The organism is Aeromonas simiae (assembly GCF_000820125.1).
Lineage (GTDB): Bacteria > Pseudomonadota > Gammaproteobacteria > Enterobacterales > Aeromonadaceae > Aeromonas > Aeromonas simiae.
Map to the genome: position 1 here is coordinate 1 of NZ_CDBY01000035.1, position 22,464 is coordinate 22,464.

Here is a 22,464-nt window from a genome sequence, read left to right on the forward strand (position 1 = left end):
TAGAAGATGAGCGGATGGCGCAGGCGGATCGCCTTGGTGAACCAGGCGCGCTCGTCGGCCAGACAGTCGAACAGGCGCTCGTAGAGCTCGAAGGTCTGGGTGAAGTAGTCGAGCAGCTCGCGGCGCTTCTCTGCCGGGTCGTCGCCGTGCAGCAGTAGGGTTCGGGTCGGGGCGGGCAGGCCGGTCGGTGTGCAGGGGGTGGGCGAAGGTCACGGGCACGACTCCTTATGCTCTGGGGGCAACGCCAGTTTATGCGGCCGCCATGACACCGAGGTGTCGGGCTGCCAACCGGCCATGAGAGGGATAGTTAGAGCAATCTAGCCCAAGGTGCGGAGCCTGCCTATCTGTCAGAAAGGTCTTGAAGCGATTGAAAGATGCCTTTTCAATCGCTTTTTTGCGTGGACGATCGCGCCGTGATGGGGGTCATAACTGGTGAGGGGTTCGCAATCCCGTCGGCCAACCTGACACCCATACCGGGAAGGAGAGTGTGTGATGGACAAGCTTGACCACGAGATCGACACCATGCGTCACGAGCTGGAACTTTACAGCCTGAAACAGGCGGAAGAGAAATGGCAGGCTCGCGTTGACGAACTGGCGCGCCAGCGCGCCGAGCAGGAGAAACAGGGCTCGCGCGAGCGCTGATCTCATCCATCATGGTTTTTTTGACGCCGCCACGGCTTGGGCCAAGGCGGCGTTGTTTTGGGTGGCAAGCCCTGTCACCACGCCGGCGCGATCGGCCGTATCCCGGTTCTGGCTCAGCTTGAATTTACCCTCGAGCCGCTCGACTTCAACCTCGATCCCCACCACGGCCGCCAGCATCTGTGCGAGGTAGTCGCGCGGGGCATCGCCCATCCGCCAGGGGCGCGGCATGGCCGCCTCGTGTTCGCGGGTCAGGCGTGCCAGCAGTCGCTGCACGAAGCGCGCATCGTCATGTACCCTGAGCCGCCCATGGGCGTGAGCCACGGCGTAGTTCCAGGTGGGCACCGCCCTGTGGTGTTCGGCTTTACCCGGATACCAGTTGGGAGAGACATACCCCTCGGCGCCGCGAAAAATCACCAGCACCGGGCTGCCGTCCGCCTGCTGCCACAGCAGATTGGCGCGCGCCACATGGGCCAGCAGGTGCAGGGTGTCGCCCCGCTCTTCGATCAGAAACGGCAGGTGGTCGGCATCGAGGGTGTCTTCGTGGCGGCGGATGAGCGCCCCCAGCGGGTGGGTCTGGATGAGTGTGATGAGCGATGCCCGCTCGGCGGCAAAGTGGGGGGGCAGGTACATGGGGCCTCCTTGGCAGATGGCCCCTTTGTAGCATTCGGCCGCTGATCGCCGCCAGTGCCGGCTGCAATCAGCCGAGATCGATGGGGTCGACGTCCACCACCCAGCGCACCCTGCGGGTCTCGGGCCAGGCGTCCAGCTCGCCAATGGCCCACTGCATCAGCTGCGAGAGGGCGCTGCGAGTGGGGGCTTGCAGCATCAACTGCATGCGGAACTTGCCCGCCTTGCGCTCCATCATGCCGGTGAGGGGGCCCACCACCTGCAATCCGGGGAAGCGGGCCAGCCGCAGTGTCTCCGCCAGACGCTGCAAAAAGGCGTGCACCTCGGCCTGACCGGTCGCCTCGGCCTTGAACAGCGCCTGGTGGCTGAAGGGGGGCAGGTTGAGCAGGCGCCGCTCCTTGAGGGCGGTGACGGCGAAGTGGTCGTAGCCGTTTTGGGTCAGATCCTGTAGCAGGGCGTGCTCCGGGTGGTGGCTTTGCAGCACCACCAGCCCCGGCTTGCTGGCGCGGCCGGCCCGGCCGGCCACCTGGGTGTAGAGCTGGGCCAGGCGCTCGGCGGCGCGAAAATCGGCCGAGAAGAGGGCGCCGTCCACGTCGATGAGGCCGACCAGGGTCACGTCGGGGAAGTGGTGCCCCTTGGCGAGGATCTGGGTGCCGATGAGGATCTTGTAACGGCCGCTCTTGATCCCCTCGAGGTGCTGCTCCAGCTCCCCCTTGCGCGCCGTGCTGTCGCTGTCGATGCGCACCACCGGGTAGTGGGGGAACAGGGTGGCCAGCAGCTGCTCGAGCTGCTCGGTGCCGACGCCGGAGCCGATCAGCTCGACGCTGCCGCACTCGGGGCAGGTGTGGGGCAGCGGGCGGATGCTGTCACAGTGGTGGCAGTGCAGGCGCCGGCTGCTCTGGTGCCAGGTATACCAGGCATCACAGCGCTCGCAGGCGGCGCTCCAGCCGCACTGGTGACAGATGAGCGACGAGGCGTAGCCGCGCCGGTTGAGAAACAGCATCACCTGGTTGCCGGCGGCCAGGTGCTCGCCCATCAGCCGTTCGAGCTGGGGCGAGAGGCCGGCTTGCAGCCGGGTGTTCTTGATGTCGAGGATCACCTGGTGCGCCGTGCTGGCGTTGCCGGCACGCCGGGTCAGGCGTAGGTGGTGGTACTTGCCGCTCTGGGCGTTGTGCAGGCTCTCCAGCGACGGAGTGGCCGAGCCGAGCAGCACCGGGATGCCGGCGCGGTGGGCGCGCATCACGGCCAGATCGCGGGCGTGATAGCGAAAGCCGTCCTGCTGCTTGAACGAGGCGTCGTGCTCCTCGTCGATGATGATGAGGCCGAGATCGCGAAACGGGGTGAAGATGGTGGAGCGGGTGCCGATCAGGATGGCGGCGCCGCCGTCGCGGCAGGCGAGCCAGGCATCGAGCCGCTCCCGGTCGTTCATCCCTGAGTGCATCGCCACCACAGGCACGTTGAAGCGGCGCTTGAAGCGGTTGATGGTCTGCGGGGTGAGGCCGATCTCCGGCACCATCACCAGCGCCTGCCGCCCCTCGCGCAGCAAGGGCTCGAGGATGCTTAAGTACACCTCGGTCTTGCCCGAGCCGGTGATCCCCTCGAGCAGGAAGGCGTTGAAGCGCTCACGCTGGCTGGTCACTGCCGAGACCGCCAGCGCCTGCTCGGTATTGAGTTGCAGGGCGCCGTCGCAGGAGAGGTGCTCGGCCCAGTCGGTGGGGTGGGTCGGCTCCAGACTGCGTTTCTCGACCAGCCCCTTCTTCTCCAGCGCCGTCATCGCCGCCGACTGCACCTCCTCCTGACGTAAGGATGAGGGGGTCTGCGGCCCTTTGCGCAGCAGGGCCAGCGCCTGCTGCTGCTTGGGCGCGCGCTTGAGCTCGTTGAGATCGCAGGCCTGCCCCGCTTCGGTGGTGAACCAGAACTCCAGCTCGCGGTAGGCGGCCGGCTCCCCCTTGCGCACCAGCACCGGCAGGGCCACTGCCAGCACTTCGCCGAGCGGGTACTGGTAATAGCCGGCGCCCCACTGCATCAGGGCCAGGATATCGGGGCCGAGCACCGGCCGCTCGTCGAGCACCCGCTTGACCGGCTTGAGCTTCTCCCTGGGCAGGGCGCTCTCGGCCGGGTGCTCGACCACCAGCCCCACCAGAGTCTGCGGGCCAAATGCGACCTCGACCCGGCAGCCGGGTGGGGGCAGGGGATGCGGGGCGAGATAGTCGAAGGGACGGCGCAAGGGAACCGGCACGGCCACCCGCACCAGGCCCTGATTATCGGAGGAATTCACCAAGAGTTGCCTATTTTTTCTGCGAAGACACTTGCCTGAGCTCAGGCGTTTCCTATATTATTCGCTGCCTTTGAAATTGTGTTCAATATTCGTGTGGTGTCCGACCTTTGGCTCGGATAGCGACACGGCCCAAATCATTGAGGTTGTCCATGAAAGCTGGTATCCATCCGGAATACGTAGAAATCACCGCCAAGTGCTCTTGCGGTAACATCATCAAGACTCGCTCCACCGTTGGCAAGGATCTGAACCTGGACGTGTGCTCCGAGTGCCACCCCTTCTACACCGGCAAGCAGAAGGAAGTGTCCAGCGGCGGCCGCGTGGACAAGTTCAACAAGCGTTTCGGTTCCCTGGCTGGCAAGAAGTAAGCCATACCCCGCTTGTAGAAAAAGCGCCCTCTGGGCGCTTTTTTTGTGCCCGGCTTTCCCCTAAGGTGGTGCCATTCACGCGAGGGAGAGCACGATGAAATCCTGTCTGGTCATGGGCGCCGCCGGCTACATCGGCTCCCATCTGGTGCCCTATTTGCAGGCGCATGGCCACGAGGTCATTGCCGCCGCCCGCCACCCCTGCCGCCTGCCTGCGGGCGTCAGCTTCCGTCATGCCGACAGCCTCAACCCCGCGACACTGGGGCCGGCCCTGGCAGGGATAGATACCGTCTTCTATCTGGTGCACGCCATGGGGGCGGGCCCCGGCTTCCACCGCCTCGAGCAGCAGGGCGTGAAGAACTTCGCCGCCGCCGCCCGCGCCGCCGGGGTGCGCCGCATCGTCTATCTCGGGGCAATCCAGCCGGATCGCTGTGAGAGCCGCCATCTCAACTCGCGACGCATCTGTGGCGAGCTGTTTCGTGCCGCCGGGGTGCCGACGGTGGAGCTGCGTGCCGGCATCATCATCGGCCCCGGCTCGGCGGCCTTCGAGGTGATGCGCGATCTGGTGTTCAACCTGCCGATGATGGTCACCCCCAAGTGGGTGCGCTCGCGCACGCCGCCGATCGCCCTCTCCAACCTGCTCCATTACCTCGGCGGGTTGGTCGAGGCCGAGGGGGTCGATGGTACCATCTTCAATGCGGTTGGGCCCGAGTTGCTCAGCTACCAGCAGCAGCTCGAACGTTTTGCCGCCCATATCGGCAAGCGCTGCCCCATCTTTCCCATTCCCTGGCTCACCCCACGCCTGTCGGCCTGGTGGTTGCAGTTTGCCACCTCGGTGCCGCAGCCGGTGGCCAAGGCGCTGGTGGGCGGGCTCAAGCACGACATTCCAGCCGATGGCGGGGCGTTGCAGGCCTTGCTGCCCCAGCGGCTGCTCGGCTTTGACGAGGCGCTCGGTGAGGCGCTGGCCCTGGAGCAGCGTCTCGGCGCCGAGCAGCAAGGGGAGGAGACCCCGCTCGGCCTGCGCTGGCGCCATCCTGAGTACGGTTTTTACGATCGCACCGCCAGCGGCACGGCGCTGGCGCTGGCCTCACCCGAGCAGGTGTGGCAGGTGTTGCAAGGGCTCGGCGGGAAGCGGCGTTACTTCTACATGAACGAACTGTGGACGGTGCGCGAGTGGATGGATCACCTGATAGGCGGCCCGGCCCGCCAGTACGGGCGCAGCGATCCCACCCGGTTTCGCAAGGGCGATCGGCTCGACTCCTGGGAGATCCTCGGGGTGGAGGAGGGGCGCCGGCTCGATCTCTTGTTCAACATGAAGGCGCCCGGGGTGGGGCGGCTGGAGTTCATCATCACCCCCGAGCCCTCGGGGCTGACCCGGCTCAGCGTGACGGCCCACTGGCATCCACAGGGGGCGTGGGGGCTCGGCTACTGGCTGGCGATGTTGCCGTTTCATCTCTTCATCTTTCAGGGGATGACCGAGGCGATCGCCAAACAGGCCGAGCGCCTAGCCGGTGTCGAGGTCTTAGATTGAAGAGGTTGGTTTATACCTCTAAATGGGTGTGATGAGTTAGCTTAATATATCGGCTATATGGGCTCGATTGGTGTATTGCCCATATTATCTGCTGGGCAGCCCCCCGACTTTTCCTTATGATCCCCCCTCTCGCCGCCTGGCGGCGAGCAACGACGTGCACATTCACCATCGTATCGGGGTTCCCCATGTCCGATCTGCGCCAACAGGCTCTCGACTATCACGCCCTTCCCGTACCGGGGAAGATCGCCATCGAACTCACCAAGCCGGCGGAAACCGCCCGCGATCTGGCGCTGGCCTACAGCCCAGGCGTGGCCGAGCCGGTGCGCGAAATCGCCGCCGATCCCGAGGCCGCCTATCGCTATACCGCCAAGGGTAATCTGGTGGCGGTCATCTCCAACGGCACCGCGATCCTGGGGCTCGGCAATCTGGGGCCGCTCGCCTCCAAGCCGGTGATGGAGGGCAAGGCCCTGCTGTTCAAGCGCTTCGCCGGCATCGATGCCATCGACATCGAGGTCAAGCACGACACCGACCAGGCCTTCATCGACACGGTGGCCGCCATCGCCGACACCTTCGGCGGCATCAATCTGGAAGACATCAAGGCGCCCGAGTGTTTCGCCATCGAGCAGGCGCTGATCGAGCGCTGCGATGTGCCGGTATTCCACGATGATCAGCACGGCACCGCCATTGTCACCGCCGCCGGCCTGCTCAATGCCCTCGAGATCCAAGGCAAGCGCATCGAACAGAGCCGCATCGTCTGCATGGGGGCTGGCGCCGCCGCCATCGCCTGCATGGAGCTGCTGCTGGCCTGTGGTGCCCGACGCGAGCAGATCTTCATGCTCGACCGTCAAGGGGTGATCCACGCCGGGCGCAGCGATCTCAATCCGTACAAGGCGCGTTTTGCCAATGACACCCCGCTGCGCACCCTGCACGAGGCGATCGCGGGGGCCGACGTGTTTGTCGGTGTCTCCGGCCCCAACGTGCTGCCGGCCGATGCAGTGGCCCTGATGGCGCCGAATCCGGTCATCTTCGCCTGCTCCAACCCCGACCCCGAGATCAGCCCCGAGCTGGCCCGCTCGGTTCGTGATGACCTCATCATGGGCACCGGCCGTTCCGACTACCCGAACCAGATCAACAACGTCATCTGCTTCCCCTTCATCTTCCGCGGCGCCCTGGACGTGCGTGCCCGTCGCATCAACGAGGCCATGAAGGTGGCGGCGGTCGAGGCGATCCGTGCCCTGGTCAAGGAGCCGGTGCCGGAGGCTGTGCTGCAGGCCGCCGGGGTCGATGCGCTGGCCTTTGGCCGTGACTATGTGATCCCCAAGCCGATGGATGCCCGTCTGCTGCCGCGGGTTGCCCGCGCCGTGGCACTGGCAGCCGTCGAATCTGGGGTGGCCCGTCTCGCCCTGCCGGACGACTACATGCTGGGCTGATGACAGCGTCGATAAAAAGGGCCGCCATCGCGGCCCTTTTTTATTGGGCGCCGGAGTTACCGGCGCGGCAGGGAGAGGCGAAAACGGGCTCCGCTGCGGCTGGCCACCAGGCTGGCCTCGCCGCCGTGATGGCGGGCGATGCTGCGCACGATGGCAAGGCCCAGCCCGGTGCCGCCGGTGCGGCGATCGCGGCTCTCGTCGAGACGCACGAAGGGCTCGAAGATGTGCTCGGCATGCTGCGGCGCGATGCCGCTGCCGTCGTCTTGTACCTCGATGAGCAGATGGTCTCGCTCGGCGGCGAGGTGCAGCTCGACCCGCTGGGTGGCGTGGCGCAGTGCGTTGCGCAGCAGGTTCTCCACCGCCCGGGTCAGCAGCCGTTCATCGCCACGCCAGGGAAGGGGCTCGCTCGGCCCGCACAGGTGGATCGGTTTGCCCGGACAGAGCGCCTGCCAGTCCGGCAGGTGGCGGCGTGCCCACTCGCCGAGTTCGAGATCGGTTGGGTGCAGCGGCATCTCGGGGCGATCCAGCCTGGCGTAGGTGAGCATCTCGTCGATCAGGGTATCGAGCGCAGCCAGATCCCGCTCCAGCGCCTGCCGATCCGCCTCGGCCGGTGCCGGCTCGAGCAGGGCCAGGCGGTATTGCAGCCGCACCAGCGGGGTGCGTAGCTCGTGGGCGATGGCATCGGTGAGTTGCTTCTTGCCGTTGATGAGCGCCTCGAGCTGCTCGGCCATCAGATCCAGGGTCTGGCCCATGCGTGCCAGGCTGCTGCTGGCCGGCAACCGGCTGCGGGCGCTGAGATCGCCGCGCCCGAGGCGGCGTGCCGTCTGCTCCAGGGTCAGCAGGCCGCGCCAATGGGGGCGCAGCCAGAGCAGGATCGGCAGCGCCAGGGAGAGGCCGAGCAGCAGCAGCAGGCCGATGTCGAGCCAGTGCAGCTCGTGCAGGTAGGAGAGGTAGGGGACGGGGCCGACGATGAGCACCTGATCGCTGCCGGGGATGAGCTGGCGGAAGGTGTCATCCTCCTCGACGATGACGATGTTGCCGCCGCGCAGGAAGTCGAGATCCTCCTCGCCGAGCGGCTGATCGGCCAGCGCCCACACGTGCAGCGGCAGACTGAGCTGCCGTGACTGCTCGCTCAACCGCTGTGGCCAGGCCGTCTGCGGCTTGTGGGCCAGTTCGCTGGTGAGCAGATCGAGCGAGCCCTGCATCATCCGCTCCAGATAGCGGTTGCCGGCCCGCTCGGCGGTGTCTTTGTAGACCCAGCCGACCAGCACGACCGCCACCATGAAGCAGGCCATCACCAGCAGGTAGAACTTGATGAAGAGGTGGCGCACGGTTTACTCCCAGGCCTGGGGCACCAGCAGGTAGCCGCGCTGGCGCACTGTCTTGATGCGGGTCGGGGCGGCCGGATCGTCGCCAAGCTTGCGGCGCAGGCGGGAGATGGCCACGTCCATGCTGCGATCCAGCCCGTCGTAGTCACGCCCGCGCAGGCTGCGAAACAGGGCGTCACGCCCCATGATCTGGCCGGCGTGGCAGGCCAGCTCCCACAAGAGATCGAAGTCGCTGGTGGAGAGCGGCACGTTCTCCCCGTCCAGGGTCACGGCGCGGGCCGGCCCGTCGATGGTGAGACGGCCGAACTGTAACCGCTGGGATGGGGGCGCGGCCATGGCCGGCGTGGCGATGGCGTTTTGCTGCTGGCGAAACTGCACCCGTAGCCGGGCCAGCAGCACAGGGGGCGGGGTGGTCTTGAGGATGTAGTCGTTGGCGCCGAGCTCCAGGCTGAGGATCTGGTTCATGTCGCTGTCGAGCGAGGTGAGCATGACGATGGGGCCGGCGAAGCGCGGGCGCAGATCCCGGCACAGGGTGAGGCCGTCGCAACCGGGCAACATGATGTCGAGCAGGATCAGGTCGGGCTGCACCTCCTCGACCCGTGCCAGGGCGCGATCACCACGACTCTCGATGATCACCTCCATCTCGTGGCGGGAGAGCCAGCCGGCGATCAGCTGGCCGATGTCGGGATCGTCTTCAACAAACAGGATGCGCTGCATGGGATCTCCATGGGGGAGGACTCCTGCACAGCATACCCGGCTGGTGGCGCGGGGGAAGAGGCGGTTATTAACCCTTGGCCGAACGCATCACCCGGCCGAGCCGGGCGGCGGTAGTGGCCGCATCGGCATTGGGATCGTTGAAGAAGTTGGCCAGCACATCCATCAGCGCCTGCTGGAGCGGGGTCGCTAATACCATGCCTTCGGCCACGCTCGGCAGCAGGTTGCCCTCTTTCTCCGCCTGCGTGAAATCGCGCTGAGAGCGGATGGCGCAGCGATCGAACCCCTTCATGTCCACCTTCGCCAGTGCCGGGATCGACCCCTTAGCCTGATTGAAGCGGGCCTGGACGTCGGGGCGCATGATGAGTTCGGCCAGTTCGCTCTGGGCCTGCATTTGCAGCGGGTCACGCACCTTGAACATGGCGATGGAGTCGATGTTGTAGCTGAAGATGCCCTGGCTGCCGGGGGTGGGCAGGCAGAGGATATCTTCGCCGGGCCGGTAGTCGGCGGCGGTCAGCTCGCCCTTGGTCCAGTCCCCCATGATCTGCATGGCGGCGCCGCCGGTTTCGATCAGGGTGGTCGCCTGGTTCCACTTCAGGCTGACGAAGCTAAGCGGTACGTAGCTGCGCAACTGCTGGAAGCGTTGCAGCACGCGCACCATGTCGGGGCCGGTGAGTACGGCCGGATCGAGCTCGAGCAGCGCCTTGCGATAGAAGTCGCGCCCCCCCTCGCCGAGGGCCACCGCCTCGAACAAGATCGCCAGTTGCCACGGCTCGTTGCCGATAGCGAGGGGGATCACGCCCTGCTGCTTCAGCCGCTCGGCCACCTGGATGAAGCTGGCCCAGTCGGTGGGGGCGGGCAGGCCGGTCTCGGCCAGGCGGCGGCGGTTGATCCAGAGCCAGTTCACCCTGTGGATACCGGTGGGGACGGCTACCAGCGATCCGGTCGGGCTCAGGGTCTGGCGCACCACGGGGGGCATGGCCTGATACCAGCCGAAGTGATCGGCCATGGGGCCGAGATCGCGCAGGAAGCCAAGGCCTGCCCACTCGCGCAGCTCGACTCCCTTGAGGTGGGCGGCCTGGGGAGGATTGGCCGCCAGCGCCCGGCTTTTTAAGACCGTCATGGCGCTCTTGCCGCCGCCGCCCTGGACGGCGAAATCCTGCCACTGGTGCCCTTCGCCCTTCCACGTGGATTTGAGCACCTCGACGGCGCGGGCCTCACCGCCCGAGGTCCACCAATGCTGCACCTCCACCTGGGAGGCATGGCTCGCCGGGATGGCGAGCAGGGTTAAGAGCAGGGGGTACAGCGTGTTTTTCATGATCATTGCCGTGGCAGTGAGAGGGTGGCTTGCAGGCCACCCGTGGGGCGGTTTTCCAGTACCAGATCGCCGCCGTGGGCATGGGCGATGTTACGGGCGATGCCGAGGCCAAGGCCGTTACCGGGTTTTTCGGTATCGAAGCGGTAATAGGGCTCGAAGATGCGCTCGATCTGCTCCTCGGGCAGGCCAGGGCCCTCATCCATGATGAACAGGATCAGCATCTCGTCATCGTCGAGGATGATGATGCGCACCTTCTTGCCGTACTTGATGCCGTTATCGACCAGATTGGCGATGCAGCGCTTGAGGGCCAGCGGTTTGCCCCGGTAGGGGTGCTTGCAGTGCCCCTCTATGGTGAGCCGCTCCTCGCGCAGGTTCAGGCTCTCGGCCAGCTGGTGCAGCATGCCATCGACATCGATCTGCGCCATGTTCTCGTGAATATCGGTGTCTTTGACCGTTTGCAGCGCCCCTTTCACCATCAGCTCCAGCTCATCGAGATCCTTGTTGAACTTGGTGATCTGGGTCTCGTCATCGAGCAGTTCGACCCGCAGCCGCAGCCGGGTGATCGGGGTCTTGAGATCGTGGGAGATGGAGCTAAACAGCAGCTCCCGATCCCCGATGTAGCGCCGGATGCGGTGCTGCATGATGTTGAAGGCGCGGGTCGCGGCGACGATCTCCGAGGCCCCTTCCTCTTTGAGCGAGGGTTGGTCGATGTCTTTGCCGAGGTTGACTGCCGCCTTGGCCAGCCGGCGCAGCGGCCGGGTCTGCCAGCGCACCAGCAGGAAGGTGAAGAAGCAGAGGAACACCGTCATCAGGGCGATAAAGCGCACCTGGTTGGCCGGCATCACGGTGTCATCCAGGGTCATGTAGGGGGCGGGCAGCAGGGCCGCCAGATAGAGCCACTCGCCGCGTTTTATCTCGATCTGGATCACCAGCACCGGCGGGTTGATCGGCTCGAGCGACAGGGTGTAACGGGCCCACGAGGAGGGGAGATCCGCCAGCAGGGTATCGTTGTTGAAGACGTGCAGATCTTCGGGGTGGGAGAAGTTGACCTTGATCGCCATGGTGTCGGAGAGCTTGTTGCCGAGGATGGCCTTCACCTCGCTCAGCACCATGGTCTTGCGCTCGCTGTCGGGGATCGGGTTGATGCGGATCTCCTCTTCGTTGAGCGAGACGAAGAAGCGGCTGCCGCCCATGTTGCGCAGCTGATCCAGCGCGATGTGGCGGTATTGCAGTGGCAGCGACTTGAAAAAACTGACGGTGGAGGCGGCCGACATGGCCAGATTGCGGGTGGTGCTGAGCATCCCATCCAGCTCCCGCTTCTGGATCTGCTGCATCCAGATCCCGGTGAGGATGGTCTGGGAGAGCAGGATCGCCAGCAGCAGCAGGAGCAGCATGCGGGAGAGGAGCGAGCGCGGCACCAGGGCCGACCACCACCGTTTCGCATGCATCGGATCAGGGTTCCTCGTGCACTTCGGCGATCAGCATGTAGCCGCTGCCGCGAATGGTCTTGATGATGCGCGGGCTCTTGCCGTTGTCGCCGAGCTTCTGGCGCAGGCGGCTGATCTGTACGTCGATACCGCGCTCCATCGGCAGACTCTCGCGGCCGCGGGTGGCATCCGAGATGGTGTCGCGATCGAGCACGGCCCCCGGCTGCTGCAAGAACATCGAGAGCAGCATGAAGTCACTGCCGGAGAGATCGAGCCGGCTGCCGTCATCATGGGTCAGCTGGTGGCTCAGGGTGTCGAGCACCCACTCGGCAAAGCGCAGCCGACGTGGCAGCTCTTTCTCCTTGGTCTCCGGCTGGCGGAACTCGGCCCGGCGCAGCAGCGCCTTGATGCGGGCCTGCAACTCGCGCGGGCTGAACGGCTTGGCGATGTAGTCGTCGGCGCCGAGCTCGAGGCCGATCACTCGGTCGGTCTCGTCGGAGGCGGCGGTCAGCATGATGATGGGGACCTGCGAGTCGCGGCGGATCTGCTGGCACAGGGTAAAGCCGTCATCCCCCGGCATCATGATGTCGAGGATGATGAGATCGGGGCTGTGCTGGGTCAGCAGCCGGTGCATCTCGTTGCCTTCGGCGGCGGTAAGAACCTCAAACCCGGCGCGGGTCAGGTACTCGTTGAGCAGCTCCCGGATTTCCTGATCGTCGTCGACGATCAGCAGTTGTTTGCTCAGTGACATAGGTGTGTGCATCCATTTTTTGTGGAGATTGAACCCGGCGGGGGCACAAAAAGCAAGCAAACCGGGCTGTGAGTGTGAATAGCTGGGCACTCCTTGCGCATATCGTGGCGCGAATGGAAATAAAAAGGGCCGGCTCAATGAGCCGGCCAAGAAGACGCGTGGATCCGCGTGTTGCCACATTCCCGGTGCGCCGTGTCGCGCCCGGGGCGTGAACTCAGAGGCGCTCGAACACGGTGGCGATGCCTTGCCCGAGACCGATGCACATGGTGGCGACCCCCAGGGTGGCGTCCTTCTCCTCCATCAGATGGATGAGGGTGGTGGAGATGCGCGCGCCAGAGCAGCCGAGCGGGTGACCCAGGGCGATGGCGCCGCCGTTGAGGTTCACCTTCTCGTCCACCTGATCCATCAGCCCCAGATCCTTGACGCAGGGCAGCGACTGGGCGGCAAACGCCTCGTTGAGCTCGAACAGATCGATGTCACTCACGCTCAGGCCGGCGCGCTTGAGCGCCTTCTGGGTGGCCGGCACCGGGCCGTACCCCATGATGGCGGCGTCACAGCCGGCGATGGCCATGGCACGCACGCGGGCGCGCGGGGTCAACCCCAGCGCCTTGGCGCGATCCGCGCTCATCACCAGCATGGCGGCGGCGCCGTCGGAGAGCGCCGAGGAGGTGCCGGCGGTGACGGTGCCGTTGACCGGGTCAAACACCGGGCGCAGCTGGCCCAAGGTGTCGACCGTGGTCTCGGGGCGGATCACCTCGTCATAGTCGTAGAAGAAGCGGGCGCCGCTGGCGTCGTGCCCCTCCAGCCCGACGATCTCCTTGGCAAAGCGCCCCTCCAGCGTGGCGGCATGGGCGCGCTGGTGGGAGCGGGCGGCGAAGGCATCCTGCTGGGCACGGCTGATGCCGTGCAGCTTGCCGAGCATCTCGGCGGTCAGCCCCATCATGCCGGAGGCCTTGGCCACGTTGCGCGAGAGGCCGGGGTGGAAGTCGACCCCGTGGCTCATCGGCACGTGCCCCATGTGCTCGACCCCACCGATGATGAAGATGTCGCCGTCACCCACCGCAATGGCGCGCGAGGCGTCGTGCAGCGCCTGCATGGAGGAGCCGCACAACCGGTTGACGGTGACCGCCCCCACCTGTTTTGGGATGCCGGCCAGCAGGGCAGCGTTGCGGGCGATGTTGAAGCCCTGCTCCAGGGTCTGCTGCACGCAGCCCCAGTAGATGTCCTCGATCTCGTTCGGGTCGAGGTTGGGGTTGCGCGTGAGCAGCGAGCTCATCAGGTGGGCCGAGAGCTCCTCGGCACGCACGTTGCGAAAGGCCCCGCCCTTGGACCGGCCCATGGGGGTCCGGATACAGTCGACAATGACTACGTCTTTCATGAATGGGTCTCCGCAATCAGTAGAAGGTCTTGCCCTGGGCCGCCATCTCACGCAGCGTGTCGCTGACGCGATAGAGCGGGCCCAGATCGGCGAACTGGTCGGCCATGGCCACGTAGCGGTCCAGGCCTAGGGTGTCCAGGTAGCGGAACACGCCGCCGCGGAAGGGAGGGAAGCCCAGACCATAGACCAGCGCGATGTCTGCCTCGGCCGGGGTGGCGACTATGCCCTCTTCCAGACAGAGCACCACCTCGTTGATCATGGGGATCATCATGCGGGCGATGATGGTCTCCTTGTCGAACGCCTGCTGCGGCTTGGCGATCGGGGCCAGCAGCTCGTAGGACGCGGCGTCGGCCACCTTCTTCGGCTTGCCCTTCTTGTCGGCCTCGTAGGCGTAGAAGCCCTTGCCGTTCTTCTGACCGAAGCGGCTCGCCTCGTACATCACGTCGATGGCGGTACGCCCCTCTTTGCTCATGCGCGCCGGGAAGCCCTGCGCCATCACGTCACCGGCATGGTGGCCGGTGTCGATGCCGACCACATCCAGCAGGTAGGCGGGGCCCATGGGCCAGCCGAACTCTTTCTCCATCACCTTGTCGACGGCGGCGAAGTCGGCGCCATCGGCGACCAGCTTGTTGAAGCCGAAGAAGTAGGGGAACAGCACCCGGTTGACGAAGAAGCCTGGGCAGTCGCCCACCACCACAGGGGACTTGCCCATGGCGGCGGCGTAGGCCACCACGCGGTTGATGGTGTCCTGCGAGGTTTGTTCGCCGCGGATGATCTCGACCAGGGGCATGCGGTGCACCGGGTTGAAAAAGTGCATGCCGCAGAAGTTCTCGGGGCGCTTGAGGCTCTTGGCCAGCAGCGAGATGGGGATGGTGGAGGTGTTGCTGGCGAGCACGGCGTCGTCGCCGATCACCCCTTCCACTTCACTCAGCACGGCGGCCTTCACTTTCGGGTTCTCGACCACGGCTTCGACCACCACGTCCACATGCTTGACGTTGTCGTAGCTGAGGGTCGGGGTGATGGCAGAGAGCACCTGGCCCATCTTGATGCCGTCGATGCGCCCCTTCTCGAGCTGGCCGTTGAGCAGCTTGGTGGCCTCACCCATGCCGAGCGCCAGCGCCTTCTCGTTGATGTCCTTCATCACCGCCGGGATGCCCTTGCTGGCGGACTGGTAGGCGATGCCGCCCCCCATGATGCCGGCACCGAGCACGGCGGCGTGGCCGGTGGCCTTGCCCGCCTGCTTGGCGGCTTTTTTGGCCAGCGCCTTGATGTGCTGATCATTGAGGAAGATGCCGACCAGCGCCTTGGCCACGTCGGTCTTGGCCAGCTTGATAAAGCCCTGAGCCTCGACGATCAGAGCCTCGTCACGGCCCATACCGGCGGCGGCCTCGACGGTTTTCACCGCCGTCATCGGGGCCGGATAGTGCTTGCCGGCCACGGCAGCGACCATGCCGGCGGCGGTGGTGAAGCTCATCATGGCTTCCAGCTTGGAGAGGCGCAGCGCTCCCTTTTTGGCGGCGCGGCGGCCTGGCCAGTCCAGCTTGCCCGCGATGGCGTCTTTCATCATCTGCACGGCGGCACTATGCAGTGCCTCGGGGGCGACCACGGCATCCACGGCGCCCACCTTGAGGGCGTCAGCGGCACGGTACTCCTTGCCGGTGGTGATCCACTCCAGCGCGTTGTCGGCGCCGATAAGGCGCGGCAGGCGGACTGTGCCACCAAAGCCCGGCATGATGCCGAGTTTGGTCTCGGGCAGGCCGATCTTGGCGCTGCTGTCGGCCAGACGCAGGTCGGTGGCGAGGATGGTTTCGCAGCCACCGCCCAGGGCGTGGCCCTTGATGGCGGACAGGGTCGGCACCGGCAGATCTTCGATGGCGCTGAAGATGTCGTTGGCCTTTTTCAGCCAGCCGAGCAGTTCGGCATCGGGCAGGGCGAACAGCTCGAGGAATTCGGTGATGTCGGCGCCGACGATGAAGGCGTCTTTGCCGGAGGTGAGGATCAGGCCTTTTAGGTCACGTTCTTGTTGTAATGCGGCGATCGCTTCGCTCAGGGAGAGCAGGGTGGCGCGATCAAGCTTGTTGACTGAACCCGGTGCGTCGAACCTGAGCTCGGCAATGCCGTCTTCCAGGTAGCGGACTGACAGGGTATCGCCTTGGTAGATCATGAGGGTCTCCTTGTTCCCAGCGGATAGCGGGGGTGGCTCCTTGTTCTCCCCCTGAGGGGACGTGCCAAATATTGATCCGACCAGAGACAAATTCAACACCTATTTTAAACATTCGTTTAACACCAAATTGGTGTAAAGGCTCTAGTGGCGCGCCCTGTATGAAAACGGCGCCAAAAGGCGCCGTTGCAAAGTTGTGACCGGGATCAACTGGCCAGCTCATCCCGATCGCGAAACTCCTCGAGCACTTCGGGGTTGGCGAGGGCATGGGTGTTCTTCACCGGGCGGTGGTGCACCACCTCGCGCACCGCCAGTTCGACAATCTTGCCGGACTTGGTGCGCGGGATGGCGCTCACCTGAACGATGCGCGCCGGCACGTGGCGCGGCGTGCAGTGGTGCCGCACCTGCTGGCAGATCCGCTCGCGCAGGGGGTCATCCAGCGTCAGGCCATCGCGCAGGCGCACGAACAGCACCACCCGCTCGTCCTGCTGCCACTGCTGGCCGATGACGATGCTCTCTTCCACCTCATCCAGCTGCTCCACGTAGCGGTAGATCTCGCTGGTGCCGATGCGCACGCCGCCCGGGTTGAGGGTGGCATCGGAGCGGCCGTAGAAGCGGATGCCACCGTGCTCGGTCAGTTCGATCCAGTCGCCATGGCACCAGACGTTGTCAAAGCGCTCGAAGTAGGCCGCGTGGTACTTCTCGCCGCTCTCATCGCCCCAGAAGCCGATGGGCTGGGCCGGGAAGGGCTTGGTGCAGACCAGCTCCCCCTTCTCCCCCTGTACCGGCTGCCCCGCTTCGTTGAACACCTGCACCGCGAGGCCGAGCCCGCGTCCTTGGCTCTCACCCCGATAGACGGGACTCATGGGGTTGCCGAGCACGAAGCAAGAGCAGATGTCGGTGCCCCCCGAGATGGAGGCGAGCTGCACATCGGCCTTGATCTGCTGATAGACGTAGTCAAACCCCTCGGGCGAGAGCACGGAGCCGGTGCTGCAAATGAGGCGCAGCTGGGGCAGTGAGTGGGTCTTGATGGGGGCATAACCCTGCTTGTGCAGGGCATCGAGGTATTTGGCCGAGGTGCCGAACAGGGCGACCTGCTCGTCGCGGGCCAGATCCCACAGCACCTTGCCATCGCCATGGAAGGGGGAGCCGTCGTAGAGCACCAGGGTGGCGCCGGAGGCTAGCGCGCTCACCAGCCAGTGCCACATCATCCAGCCGCAGGTGGTGAAGTAGAAGACCCGCTCACCCGGCTTGATGTCGCAGTGCAGCTGGTGCTCCTTGAGGTGTTGCAACAGGGTGCCGCCGATGCCGTGCACGATGCACTTGGGCTGCCCCGTGGTGCCGGAGGAGTAGAGGATGTAGAGCGGATCGTTGAAGGCGCGCTCCACAAAGCGCAGTGGGGGCGCCTCGCCTTGCAGCAGGCTGTGCCAGCCGATCCCGCTGGCAGGAGGGCCGGCAAGGCCGAGCTGCGGGATCTCTACCACCTGGCGCACGCTGTCGATGGCGTCGGCCACCTCGGCCACCTTGTCGCGAATGGGGATGGCCTTGCCACCATAGCGATAACCGTCACAGGCAAACAGCACCACGGGCCGGGTCTGGCCGAAACGCTCGATCACGCTGGCGGCGCCAAAGTCGGGGCTGGTGGAGGTCCAGACCGCCCCCAAACTGGTGGTGGCCAGCATGGCGATCACCGCCTCCGGCACGTTGGGCAGATAGCCGGCGACCACATCCCCCGGCTCGACTCCGACGCTCTGCAACCAATGGGCGACGTGGGCCACCTGACGGGTGAGCTGATGCCAGGTCAGGGTGCGGCGCGAGCCATCCTCGAGGCGGCTGATGATGGCCAGGGCTTCGTCGTCGCGACGCAGCAGGTTTTCGGCAAAGTTGAGCCGGCTGTCGGGGAACCAGCGGGTGCGGGCCATCTCCTGGCGGTTCTCCGCGACGATGTCGCCGAGGCGCCCGACCACGCCGCAGTGCTGCCATACCAGAGGCCAGAAGCGGGTGGTCTTCTCCACCGACCATTGCCACAGCTCTGAATAGTCCTGCAATTGCAGGCCGTGGAAGCGGTTCACCTGTTGCATGAAGTGATACATGTTGGAGTGGCGGAGGGACTCCGGACTCGGTTGCCACAGGCAGGCGCTGTTCATGGTGATCCCTTGATCGACAGGTCTGCGGCTAGTTTATCGATTTGTTTTGTGTTTGTTAACGCTTTGGTTGGGTGGGCGTGCGCGATCGCAAAGCCTCTGCCATGGTCGAGCCGGGGAAACCAAGATGTTATGCTGGGAACATTGTGACAGCCGGAGCCCGATCATGAGCAGCTACAGCCAACTGTTTGCCCGACATATAGAGACCCTCCAGCAGCGAACTCGCGACATCCTGAATCAGCAGGGGCTGGCTGGGTTGGCGATCCACTCCGGCCAGAGTTTGCGGGTGTTCCTCGACGATCAGGATTACCCGTTCAAGGTCAATCCGCACTTCAAGGCCTGGCTGCCGGTGTTGGATAACCCTCATTGCTGGCTGCTGGTGGATGGTCATCGCAAGCCGGTGTTGCTGTTTTACCGCCCGACCGACTTCTGGCACAAGGTGCCGGATCTGCCGAGTGCGTTCTGGGTCGAGCAGTTTGATGTCCGTTTTCTCACCCGCCCTGAGCAGGTAGCGGAGCACCTGCCGGCGCAGCGCGGTGAGTGGGCCTACCTGGGGGGGCATCTCGAGGTGGCCGAGCTGCTCGGTTTCAGCCAGCCCAACCCGGAGGCGGTGCTCAACTACCTGCACTATCACCGTGCCTACAAGACCGACTATGAGCTGGAGTGCCTGCGCGAGGCCAATCGCATCGGGGTACGGGGCCATCTGGCGGCCCGGGATGCCTTCCTGGCCGGCGCCAGTGAGTTCGAGATCAACCTTGCCTACATGAAGGCGGTCGGGCAGGGGAGCGAACAGGCCCCCTACGGCAACATAGTGGCCATCAATGAAAACGCGGCGGTGCTGCACTACACCCACCTCTCCCATCAGCGTATCGCCGATGTGGATCGCCACTCCTTCCTCATCGACGCGGGAGTCGACTTCCACGGCTATGCCTCCGATATCACCCGTACCTGGGCATGGCGGCGTGGTCTGTTTGCCGATCTCATCGCCGCCCTTGAGGTGCAGCAGCAGGAGATCATCGCGACGATGCGGGCTGGCCTGCGCTACACCGAGCTGCACTTGCAGATGCATGGGCGAATCGCTCGCCTGCTGCAACAGTTCGGACTGGTCGATATGTCGGTCGACGGCATGGTGGAGAGCGGGGTGACCGGCAGCTTCTTCCCTCATGGCCTGGGCCATCTGCTGGGGCTGCAGGTACATGATGCCGGCGGTTTCATGCAGGATGAACGCGGTACCCCGCTGGCGGCGCCCGAGGCGCACCCCTTCCTGCGCTGTACCCGCATCATGGAGCCGCGCCAGGTGTTCACTATCGAGCCCGGCCTCTATTTCATCGACAGCCTGTTGCAGACGCTACAGGCGGGTGAACATGGCAAGCAGGTGAACTGGGCGCTGGTCGATGCCTTGCGTTCGTGCGGCGGCATCCGCATCGAGGATAACGTGGTGCTGCATGCCAACGGGGTGGAGAATCTGACCCGTCAGGCCGGCCTGTGAGCGGTTATCCCATCCCGGCCGAGGCGGTGGAGTGGAGCGAGGAGATCAAGAAAAGCCGCTTCATCACCCTGCTGCGGCAGGTCGCCTCTCCCGAACAGGCCAAGGCCTGGATCGCCGAGGTGCGCGCCGCCCATCCGACGGCGCGCCATCACTGCTGGGCTTTTGTGGCCGGGGCGCCGGATGACAGCCAGGCCTATGGCTTCAGTGACGATGGCGAGCCCTCCGGCACCGCCGGCAAGCCGATGCTGGCCCAGTTGATGGGGTCGGGGATCGGCGAGATTGGCGCCGTGGTGGTGCGTTACTATGGTGGCGTGCTGCTGGGCACCGGTGGGCTGGTCAAGGCCTATGGCGGTGGGGTTGGCGCGGCGCTCAAGCTCTTGCCAGTGGCGACCAAGCGCTATATGGTCTCGACCTTTCTTGAGTGCGACTATGGGGATCTTGGCACCATAGAGCACCTGCAAGGGCTCTATGAGGGCGTCACCGAGGCGGCGGAGTATGGCGCCCGGGTTGGCCTGCGGATCCGCTGGCCCAAGGAGCACCTCGCTTCCGTACAGGCCCTTGCCTGTGAACGCAGTCAGGGCCGCATCATGTTGCGCCCTACCGACGCCTAACTCTCTGGAGGATGTAAGCCGGAATGCAGTTTCGGAGTCTTATTCGCATCGTCGGCTTGCTGGTCGGGCTGTTTAGCTCGACCCTGCTCATCCCCGCCGCAGTGGCCTACTTTGCCCGTGATGGGGGGGGCTCCGAGTTTGTCGAGTCTTTCTTCATCTGTCTGGCCATCGGGGCGACACTTTGGCTACCCAACCGCCGCCATAAGAAGGAGCTGCGCGCCCGTGAGGGGTTCCTCATCGTGGTGCTGTTCTGGGTGGTGATCGGCAGTGTGGGGGCCTTGCCCTTTATGCTGGCCGAGATGCCGCGCATGTCGGTGTCGGAGTCCTTCTTTGAGGCCTTCTCCGGTCTGACCACCACGGGGGCGACCGTGCTGACCGGACTCGATGCCCTGCCCAAGGCCTTTCTTCTTTATCGGCAACTGCTGCAATGGTTGGGAGGCATGGGGATCATCGTGCTGGCGGTGGCGGTGCTGCCGATCCTCGGGATCGGTGGTATGCAGCTCTATCGTGCTGAGATCCCTGGGCCGGTCAAGGACAACAAGGTGACGCCACGGATTGCCGAAACGGCCAAGGCGCTATGGATCATTTACCTGCTGCTCACCGTACTGTGCGCCCTGGCATACTGGCTGGCGGGGATGAGCCTGTTTGATGCGGTCTGTCACTCCTTCTCGACCCTGTCCATCGGTGGGTTCTCGACGCATGACGCCAGCATCGGCTTCTTCGACAGCCCAGCCATCAATCTCATCACCGTTGTGTTTTTGCTGCTGGCGAGCATCAACTTTGCCCTGCACTTCATGGTGTTCGCCCACCACCCCATTCGGCTGCAAGATTATCTGCGTGACTCCGAGTTGAAAGTGTTCCTCTGCATTCAGGGCTCTCTCATCCTGATCTGCTCTGTGGTGTTGGTCTCCCACGGCCACTACGCCAACTGGAAGGAGGCGCTCAACCACGCCGTCTTCCAGGCGGTGTCGCTGGGTACGACCACGGGGTATAGCACCACCTCCTATGCGGACTGGCCCTCCTTTTTGCCCATGTTGCTGATGATCTCCTCCTTCATCGGTTGCTGCGCCGGCAGCACCGGGGGGGGCATGAAGGTGATGCGGGTGATGATCCTGTTCATGCAGGGAATGCGCGAACTCAAGCGACTGGTGCACCCACGCGCGGTCTACACCCTCAAGCTCGGGCGCAAGGCGATCTCCGAGCGCATCGTCGAGGCGGTGTGGGGCTTCTTTGCTACCTATATCATCCTGTTCTTCCTGTTCATGCTGGCCCTGCTGATGACCGGTATGAACGAGGTGACGGCCTTCTCGGCGGTGGCGGCGACGCTCACTAACGTGGGGCCGGGTCTGGGAGATGTGGCCTCCAACTTCAGTGGTACCACACCGGCGGCCAAGTGGGTGCTGGTTGCCGCCATGCTGTTCGGTCGTTTGGAAATCTTCACTCTTTTGGTACTGTTTACCCCTGCATTCTGGCGTACTTGAGGTAGCTGATGGACAAGGTTTTGGTGCTTTATTCTTCCCGTGACGGTCAAACCAAGAAGATTGTCGATGTGATGGCCGCAGAGATGCAGGGGTATGAGGTGGTGACGATGGATCTGCATGCCATGCCCAAATGTAACCTCAGTAAGTACAGCAAAGTCTTGATTGGCGCCTCCATTCGCTACGGCCATTTTCATCCAAGCCTGATGGGGTTCATTCATGCGCATCACGAGCAGCTTGAAGTCGCCAATACCGGCTTCTTCTGCGTCAACCTCACGGCTCGTAAGCCAGAGAAGTCGATGCCTGGCACCAACTCTTACATGAAGAAGTTCTTGCGCACCTCACCCTGGAAGCCGCGCATGCAGGGCGTCTTTGCCGGGGCTTTGCTCTATTCGCGTTACAACTGGTGGCAGACCCGAATCATCCAGCTGATCATGAAGCTCACCGGTGGTAGCACCGATACCAGCAAGGATATGGAGTTCACCGATTGGGAAAAGGTGCGTCAGTTTGCCCGCGACTTCGTGGTGATGCGCTGAAAAGCAGCGATTGGTCTAAAAAATAGACGTATGAATGGCGTTTTTAATGAAACGCCATTTTTTTGCAAACTTCCCCTTGCCAGCCGCGTTGAGATCCCTATAATGCGCCTCCGTCGACAGGGCAACACCGCACAGGCAGCGAGCCGGTCGACGTGAAGAAAAGCCTTACGAAATAAGGCTTGACTCACATCGGGATGTGGGTAGAATTCCACTCCCGCAGCAGCCAAACGCTGCGTCGCTCTTTAACAAATTGAATCAA

18 protein-coding genes are annotated in these 22,464 nt (G+C 64.4%); 8 read left to right on the plus strand and 10 right to left on the minus strand.

The genetic code is table 11. The annotated features are described in order from the left end of the window. Window positions 1-492 precede the first annotated feature (492 nt). Window positions 493-642 (plus strand): hypothetical protein, encoded by a 150-nt coding sequence (locus BN1134_RS19945; protein ID WP_193002859.1) that lies wholly within the window; start codon window positions 493-495, stop codon window positions 640-642. Window positions 643-651: 9 nt separating this feature from the next. Here BN1134_RS19945 and BN1134_RS05735 read toward each other — a convergent pair whose 3' ends face one another. Then, window positions 652-1,272 carry an FMN-binding negative transcriptional regulator gene (locus BN1134_RS05735; protein ID WP_042045844.1) on the minus strand — a complete coding sequence of 207 codons (621 nt, stop codon included), beginning with the start codon at window positions 1,270-1,272 and terminating at the stop codon, window positions 652-654. Between the two features lie 67 nt (window positions 1,273-1,339). Next, a complete protein-coding gene (gene priA, locus BN1134_RS05740) occupies window positions 1,340-3,547 on the minus strand; it encodes a primosomal protein N' (RefSeq protein WP_042045845.1) in 2,208 nt (735 codons plus the stop codon). Between the two features lie 149 nt (window positions 3,548-3,696). On the opposite strand from priA, the gene rpmE reads away from it, so the two are divergent. From rpmE to BN1134_RS05755, 3 genes are all read left to right on the plus strand, one after another. Then, on the plus strand, window positions 3,697-3,912 hold the full coding sequence (rpmE, locus tag BN1134_RS05745; RefSeq protein ID WP_042045846.1) for a 50S ribosomal protein L31: 216 nt from the start codon (window positions 3,697-3,699) through the stop codon (window positions 3,910-3,912). A 94-nt stretch (window positions 3,913-4,006) separates the two neighbouring features. After that, on the plus strand, window positions 4,007-5,440 hold the full coding sequence (locus tag BN1134_RS05750) for a DUF2867 domain-containing protein (RefSeq protein WP_042045848.1): 1,434 nt from the start codon (window positions 4,007-4,009) through the stop codon (window positions 5,438-5,440). Window positions 5,441-5,625: 185 nt separating this feature from the next. Next, window positions 5,626-6,870, plus strand: coding sequence for a malic enzyme-like NAD(P)-binding protein (locus tag BN1134_RS05755; protein ID WP_042045849.1), 1,245 nt, complete (start codon window positions 5,626-5,628; stop codon window positions 6,868-6,870). 56 nt (window positions 6,871-6,926) lie between these two features. On the opposite strand, the gene rstB is transcribed toward BN1134_RS05755, so the two are convergent. The 8 genes from rstB to BN1134_RS05795 all read right to left on the minus strand — a co-directional run bounded on the left by rstB (window position 6,927) and on the right by BN1134_RS05795 (window position 18,094). Continuing rightward, window positions 6,927-8,201 carry a two-component system sensor histidine kinase RstB gene (gene rstB / locus BN1134_RS05760; protein ID WP_042045850.1) on the minus strand — a complete coding sequence of 425 codons (1,275 nt, stop codon included), beginning with the start codon at window positions 8,199-8,201 and terminating at the stop codon, window positions 6,927-6,929. Between the two features lie 3 nt (window positions 8,202-8,204). Then, a complete protein-coding gene (rstA, locus tag BN1134_RS05765; protein WP_042045851.1) occupies window positions 8,205-8,915 on the minus strand; it encodes a two-component system response regulator RstA in 711 nt (236 codons plus the stop codon). A gap of 67 nt (window positions 8,916-8,982) precedes the next feature. Then, window positions 8,983-10,230 carry an ABC transporter substrate-binding protein gene (locus BN1134_RS05770; protein WP_042045852.1) on the minus strand — a complete coding sequence of 416 codons (1,248 nt, stop codon included), beginning with the start codon at window positions 10,228-10,230 and terminating at the stop codon, window positions 8,983-8,985. A 2-nt stretch (window positions 10,231-10,232) separates the two neighbouring features. Then, on the minus strand, window positions 10,233-11,678 hold the full coding sequence (locus BN1134_RS05775; RefSeq protein WP_042045853.1) for an ATP-binding protein: 1,446 nt from the start codon (window positions 11,676-11,678) through the stop codon (window positions 10,233-10,235). 4 nt (window positions 11,679-11,682) lie between these two features. Beyond that, on the minus strand, window positions 11,683-12,408 hold the full coding sequence (locus BN1134_RS05780) for a response regulator (RefSeq protein WP_042045854.1): 726 nt from the start codon (window positions 12,406-12,408) through the stop codon (window positions 11,683-11,685). Between the two features lie 214 nt (window positions 12,409-12,622). Continuing rightward, entirely contained in the window at window positions 12,623-13,786 is a 1,164-nt protein-coding gene (gene fadA / locus BN1134_RS05785; protein WP_042045855.1) for an acetyl-CoA C-acyltransferase FadA, read from the minus strand. A 16-nt stretch (window positions 13,787-13,802) separates the two neighbouring features. Next, window positions 13,803-15,950, minus strand: coding sequence for a fatty acid oxidation complex subunit alpha FadB (gene fadB / locus BN1134_RS05790; protein ID WP_042045857.1), 2,148 nt, complete (start codon window positions 15,948-15,950; stop codon window positions 13,803-13,805). Between the two features lie 203 nt (window positions 15,951-16,153). Then, window positions 16,154-18,094 carry an acetoacetate--CoA ligase gene (locus BN1134_RS05795; RefSeq protein WP_042045858.1) on the minus strand — a complete coding sequence of 647 codons (1,941 nt, stop codon included), beginning with the start codon at window positions 18,092-18,094 and terminating at the stop codon, window positions 16,154-16,156. A 163-nt stretch (window positions 18,095-18,257) separates the two neighbouring features. Here BN1134_RS05795 and pepQ point away from each other — a divergent pair, with 163 nt between their 5' ends. The 4 genes from pepQ to hemG are packed head-to-tail and all read left to right on the plus strand — an operon-like array spanning window position 18,258 to window position 22,205. Continuing rightward, window positions 18,258-19,580, plus strand: a complete 1,323-nt coding sequence (gene pepQ / locus BN1134_RS05800) for a Xaa-Pro dipeptidase (RefSeq protein WP_042045859.1) — start codon at window positions 18,258-18,260, stop codon at window positions 19,578-19,580. Next, window positions 19,577-20,191, plus strand: coding sequence for a YigZ family protein (locus tag BN1134_RS05805; protein ID WP_042045860.1), 615 nt, complete (start codon window positions 19,577-19,579; stop codon window positions 20,189-20,191). The genes pepQ and BN1134_RS05805 overlap by 4 nt, the downstream gene beginning before the upstream one ends. A gap of 23 nt (window positions 20,192-20,214) precedes the next feature. Then, the gene (locus BN1134_RS05810; RefSeq protein ID WP_042045861.1) at window positions 20,215-21,672 is read left to right on the plus strand and encodes a TrkH family potassium uptake protein; all 1,458 of its coding nucleotides are present in this window, start codon (window positions 20,215-20,217) and stop codon (window positions 21,670-21,672) included. Window positions 21,673-21,680: 8 nt separating this feature from the next. Further along, entirely contained in the window at window positions 21,681-22,205 is a 525-nt protein-coding gene (hemG, locus tag BN1134_RS05815; protein WP_042045863.1) for a menaquinone-dependent protoporphyrinogen IX dehydrogenase, read from the plus strand. The last annotated feature ends 259 nt before the right edge of the window (window positions 22,206-22,464 follow it).

Bases quoted from the DNA above. Each gene is read 5' to 3' on its own strand.
- BN1134_RS19945 (WP_193002859.1), top strand. From the start codon at position 493: ATGGACAAGCTTGACCACGAGATCGACACCATGCGTCACGAGCTGGAA.
- BN1134_RS05735 (WP_042045844.1), bottom strand. From the start codon at position 1,272: ATGTACCTGCCCCCCCACTTTGCCGCCGAGCGGGCATCGCTCATCACA.
- rpmE (WP_042045846.1), top strand. From the start codon at position 3,697: ATGAAAGCTGGTATCCATCCGGAATACGTAGAAATCACCGCCAAGTGC.
- BN1134_RS05750 (WP_042045848.1), top strand. From the start codon at position 4,007: ATGAAATCCTGTCTGGTCATGGGCGCCGCCGGCTACATCGGCTCCCAT.
- BN1134_RS05755 (WP_042045849.1), top strand. From the start codon at position 5,626: ATGTCCGATCTGCGCCAACAGGCTCTCGACTATCACGCCCTTCCCGTA.
- rstA (WP_042045851.1), bottom strand. From the start codon at position 8,915: ATGCAGCGCATCCTGTTTGTTGAAGACGATCCCGACATCGGCCAGCTG.
- BN1134_RS05770 (WP_042045852.1), bottom strand. From the start codon at position 10,230: ATGAAAAACACGCTGTACCCCCTGCTCTTAACCCTGCTCGCCATCCCG.
- BN1134_RS05775 (WP_042045853.1), bottom strand. From the start codon at position 11,678: ATGCATGCGAAACGGTGGTGGTCGGCCCTGGTGCCGCGCTCGCTCCTC.
- BN1134_RS05780 (WP_042045854.1), bottom strand. From the start codon at position 12,408: ATGTCACTGAGCAAACAACTGCTGATCGTCGACGACGATCAGGAAATC.
- fadA (WP_042045855.1), bottom strand. From the start codon at position 13,786: ATGAAAGACGTAGTCATTGTCGACTGTATCCGGACCCCCATGGGCCGG.
- fadB (WP_042045857.1), bottom strand. From the start codon at position 15,950: ATGATCTACCAAGGCGATACCCTGTCAGTCCGCTACCTGGAAGACGGC.
- BN1134_RS05795 (WP_042045858.1), bottom strand. From the start codon at position 18,094: ATGAACAGCGCCTGCCTGTGGCAACCGAGTCCGGAGTCCCTCCGCCAC.
- pepQ (WP_042045859.1), top strand. From the start codon at position 18,258: ATGAGCAGCTACAGCCAACTGTTTGCCCGACATATAGAGACCCTCCAG.
- BN1134_RS05810 (WP_042045861.1), top strand. From the start codon at position 20,215: ATGCAGTTTCGGAGTCTTATTCGCATCGTCGGCTTGCTGGTCGGGCTG.
- hemG (WP_042045863.1), top strand. From the start codon at position 21,681: ATGGACAAGGTTTTGGTGCTTTATTCTTCCCGTGACGGTCAAACCAAG.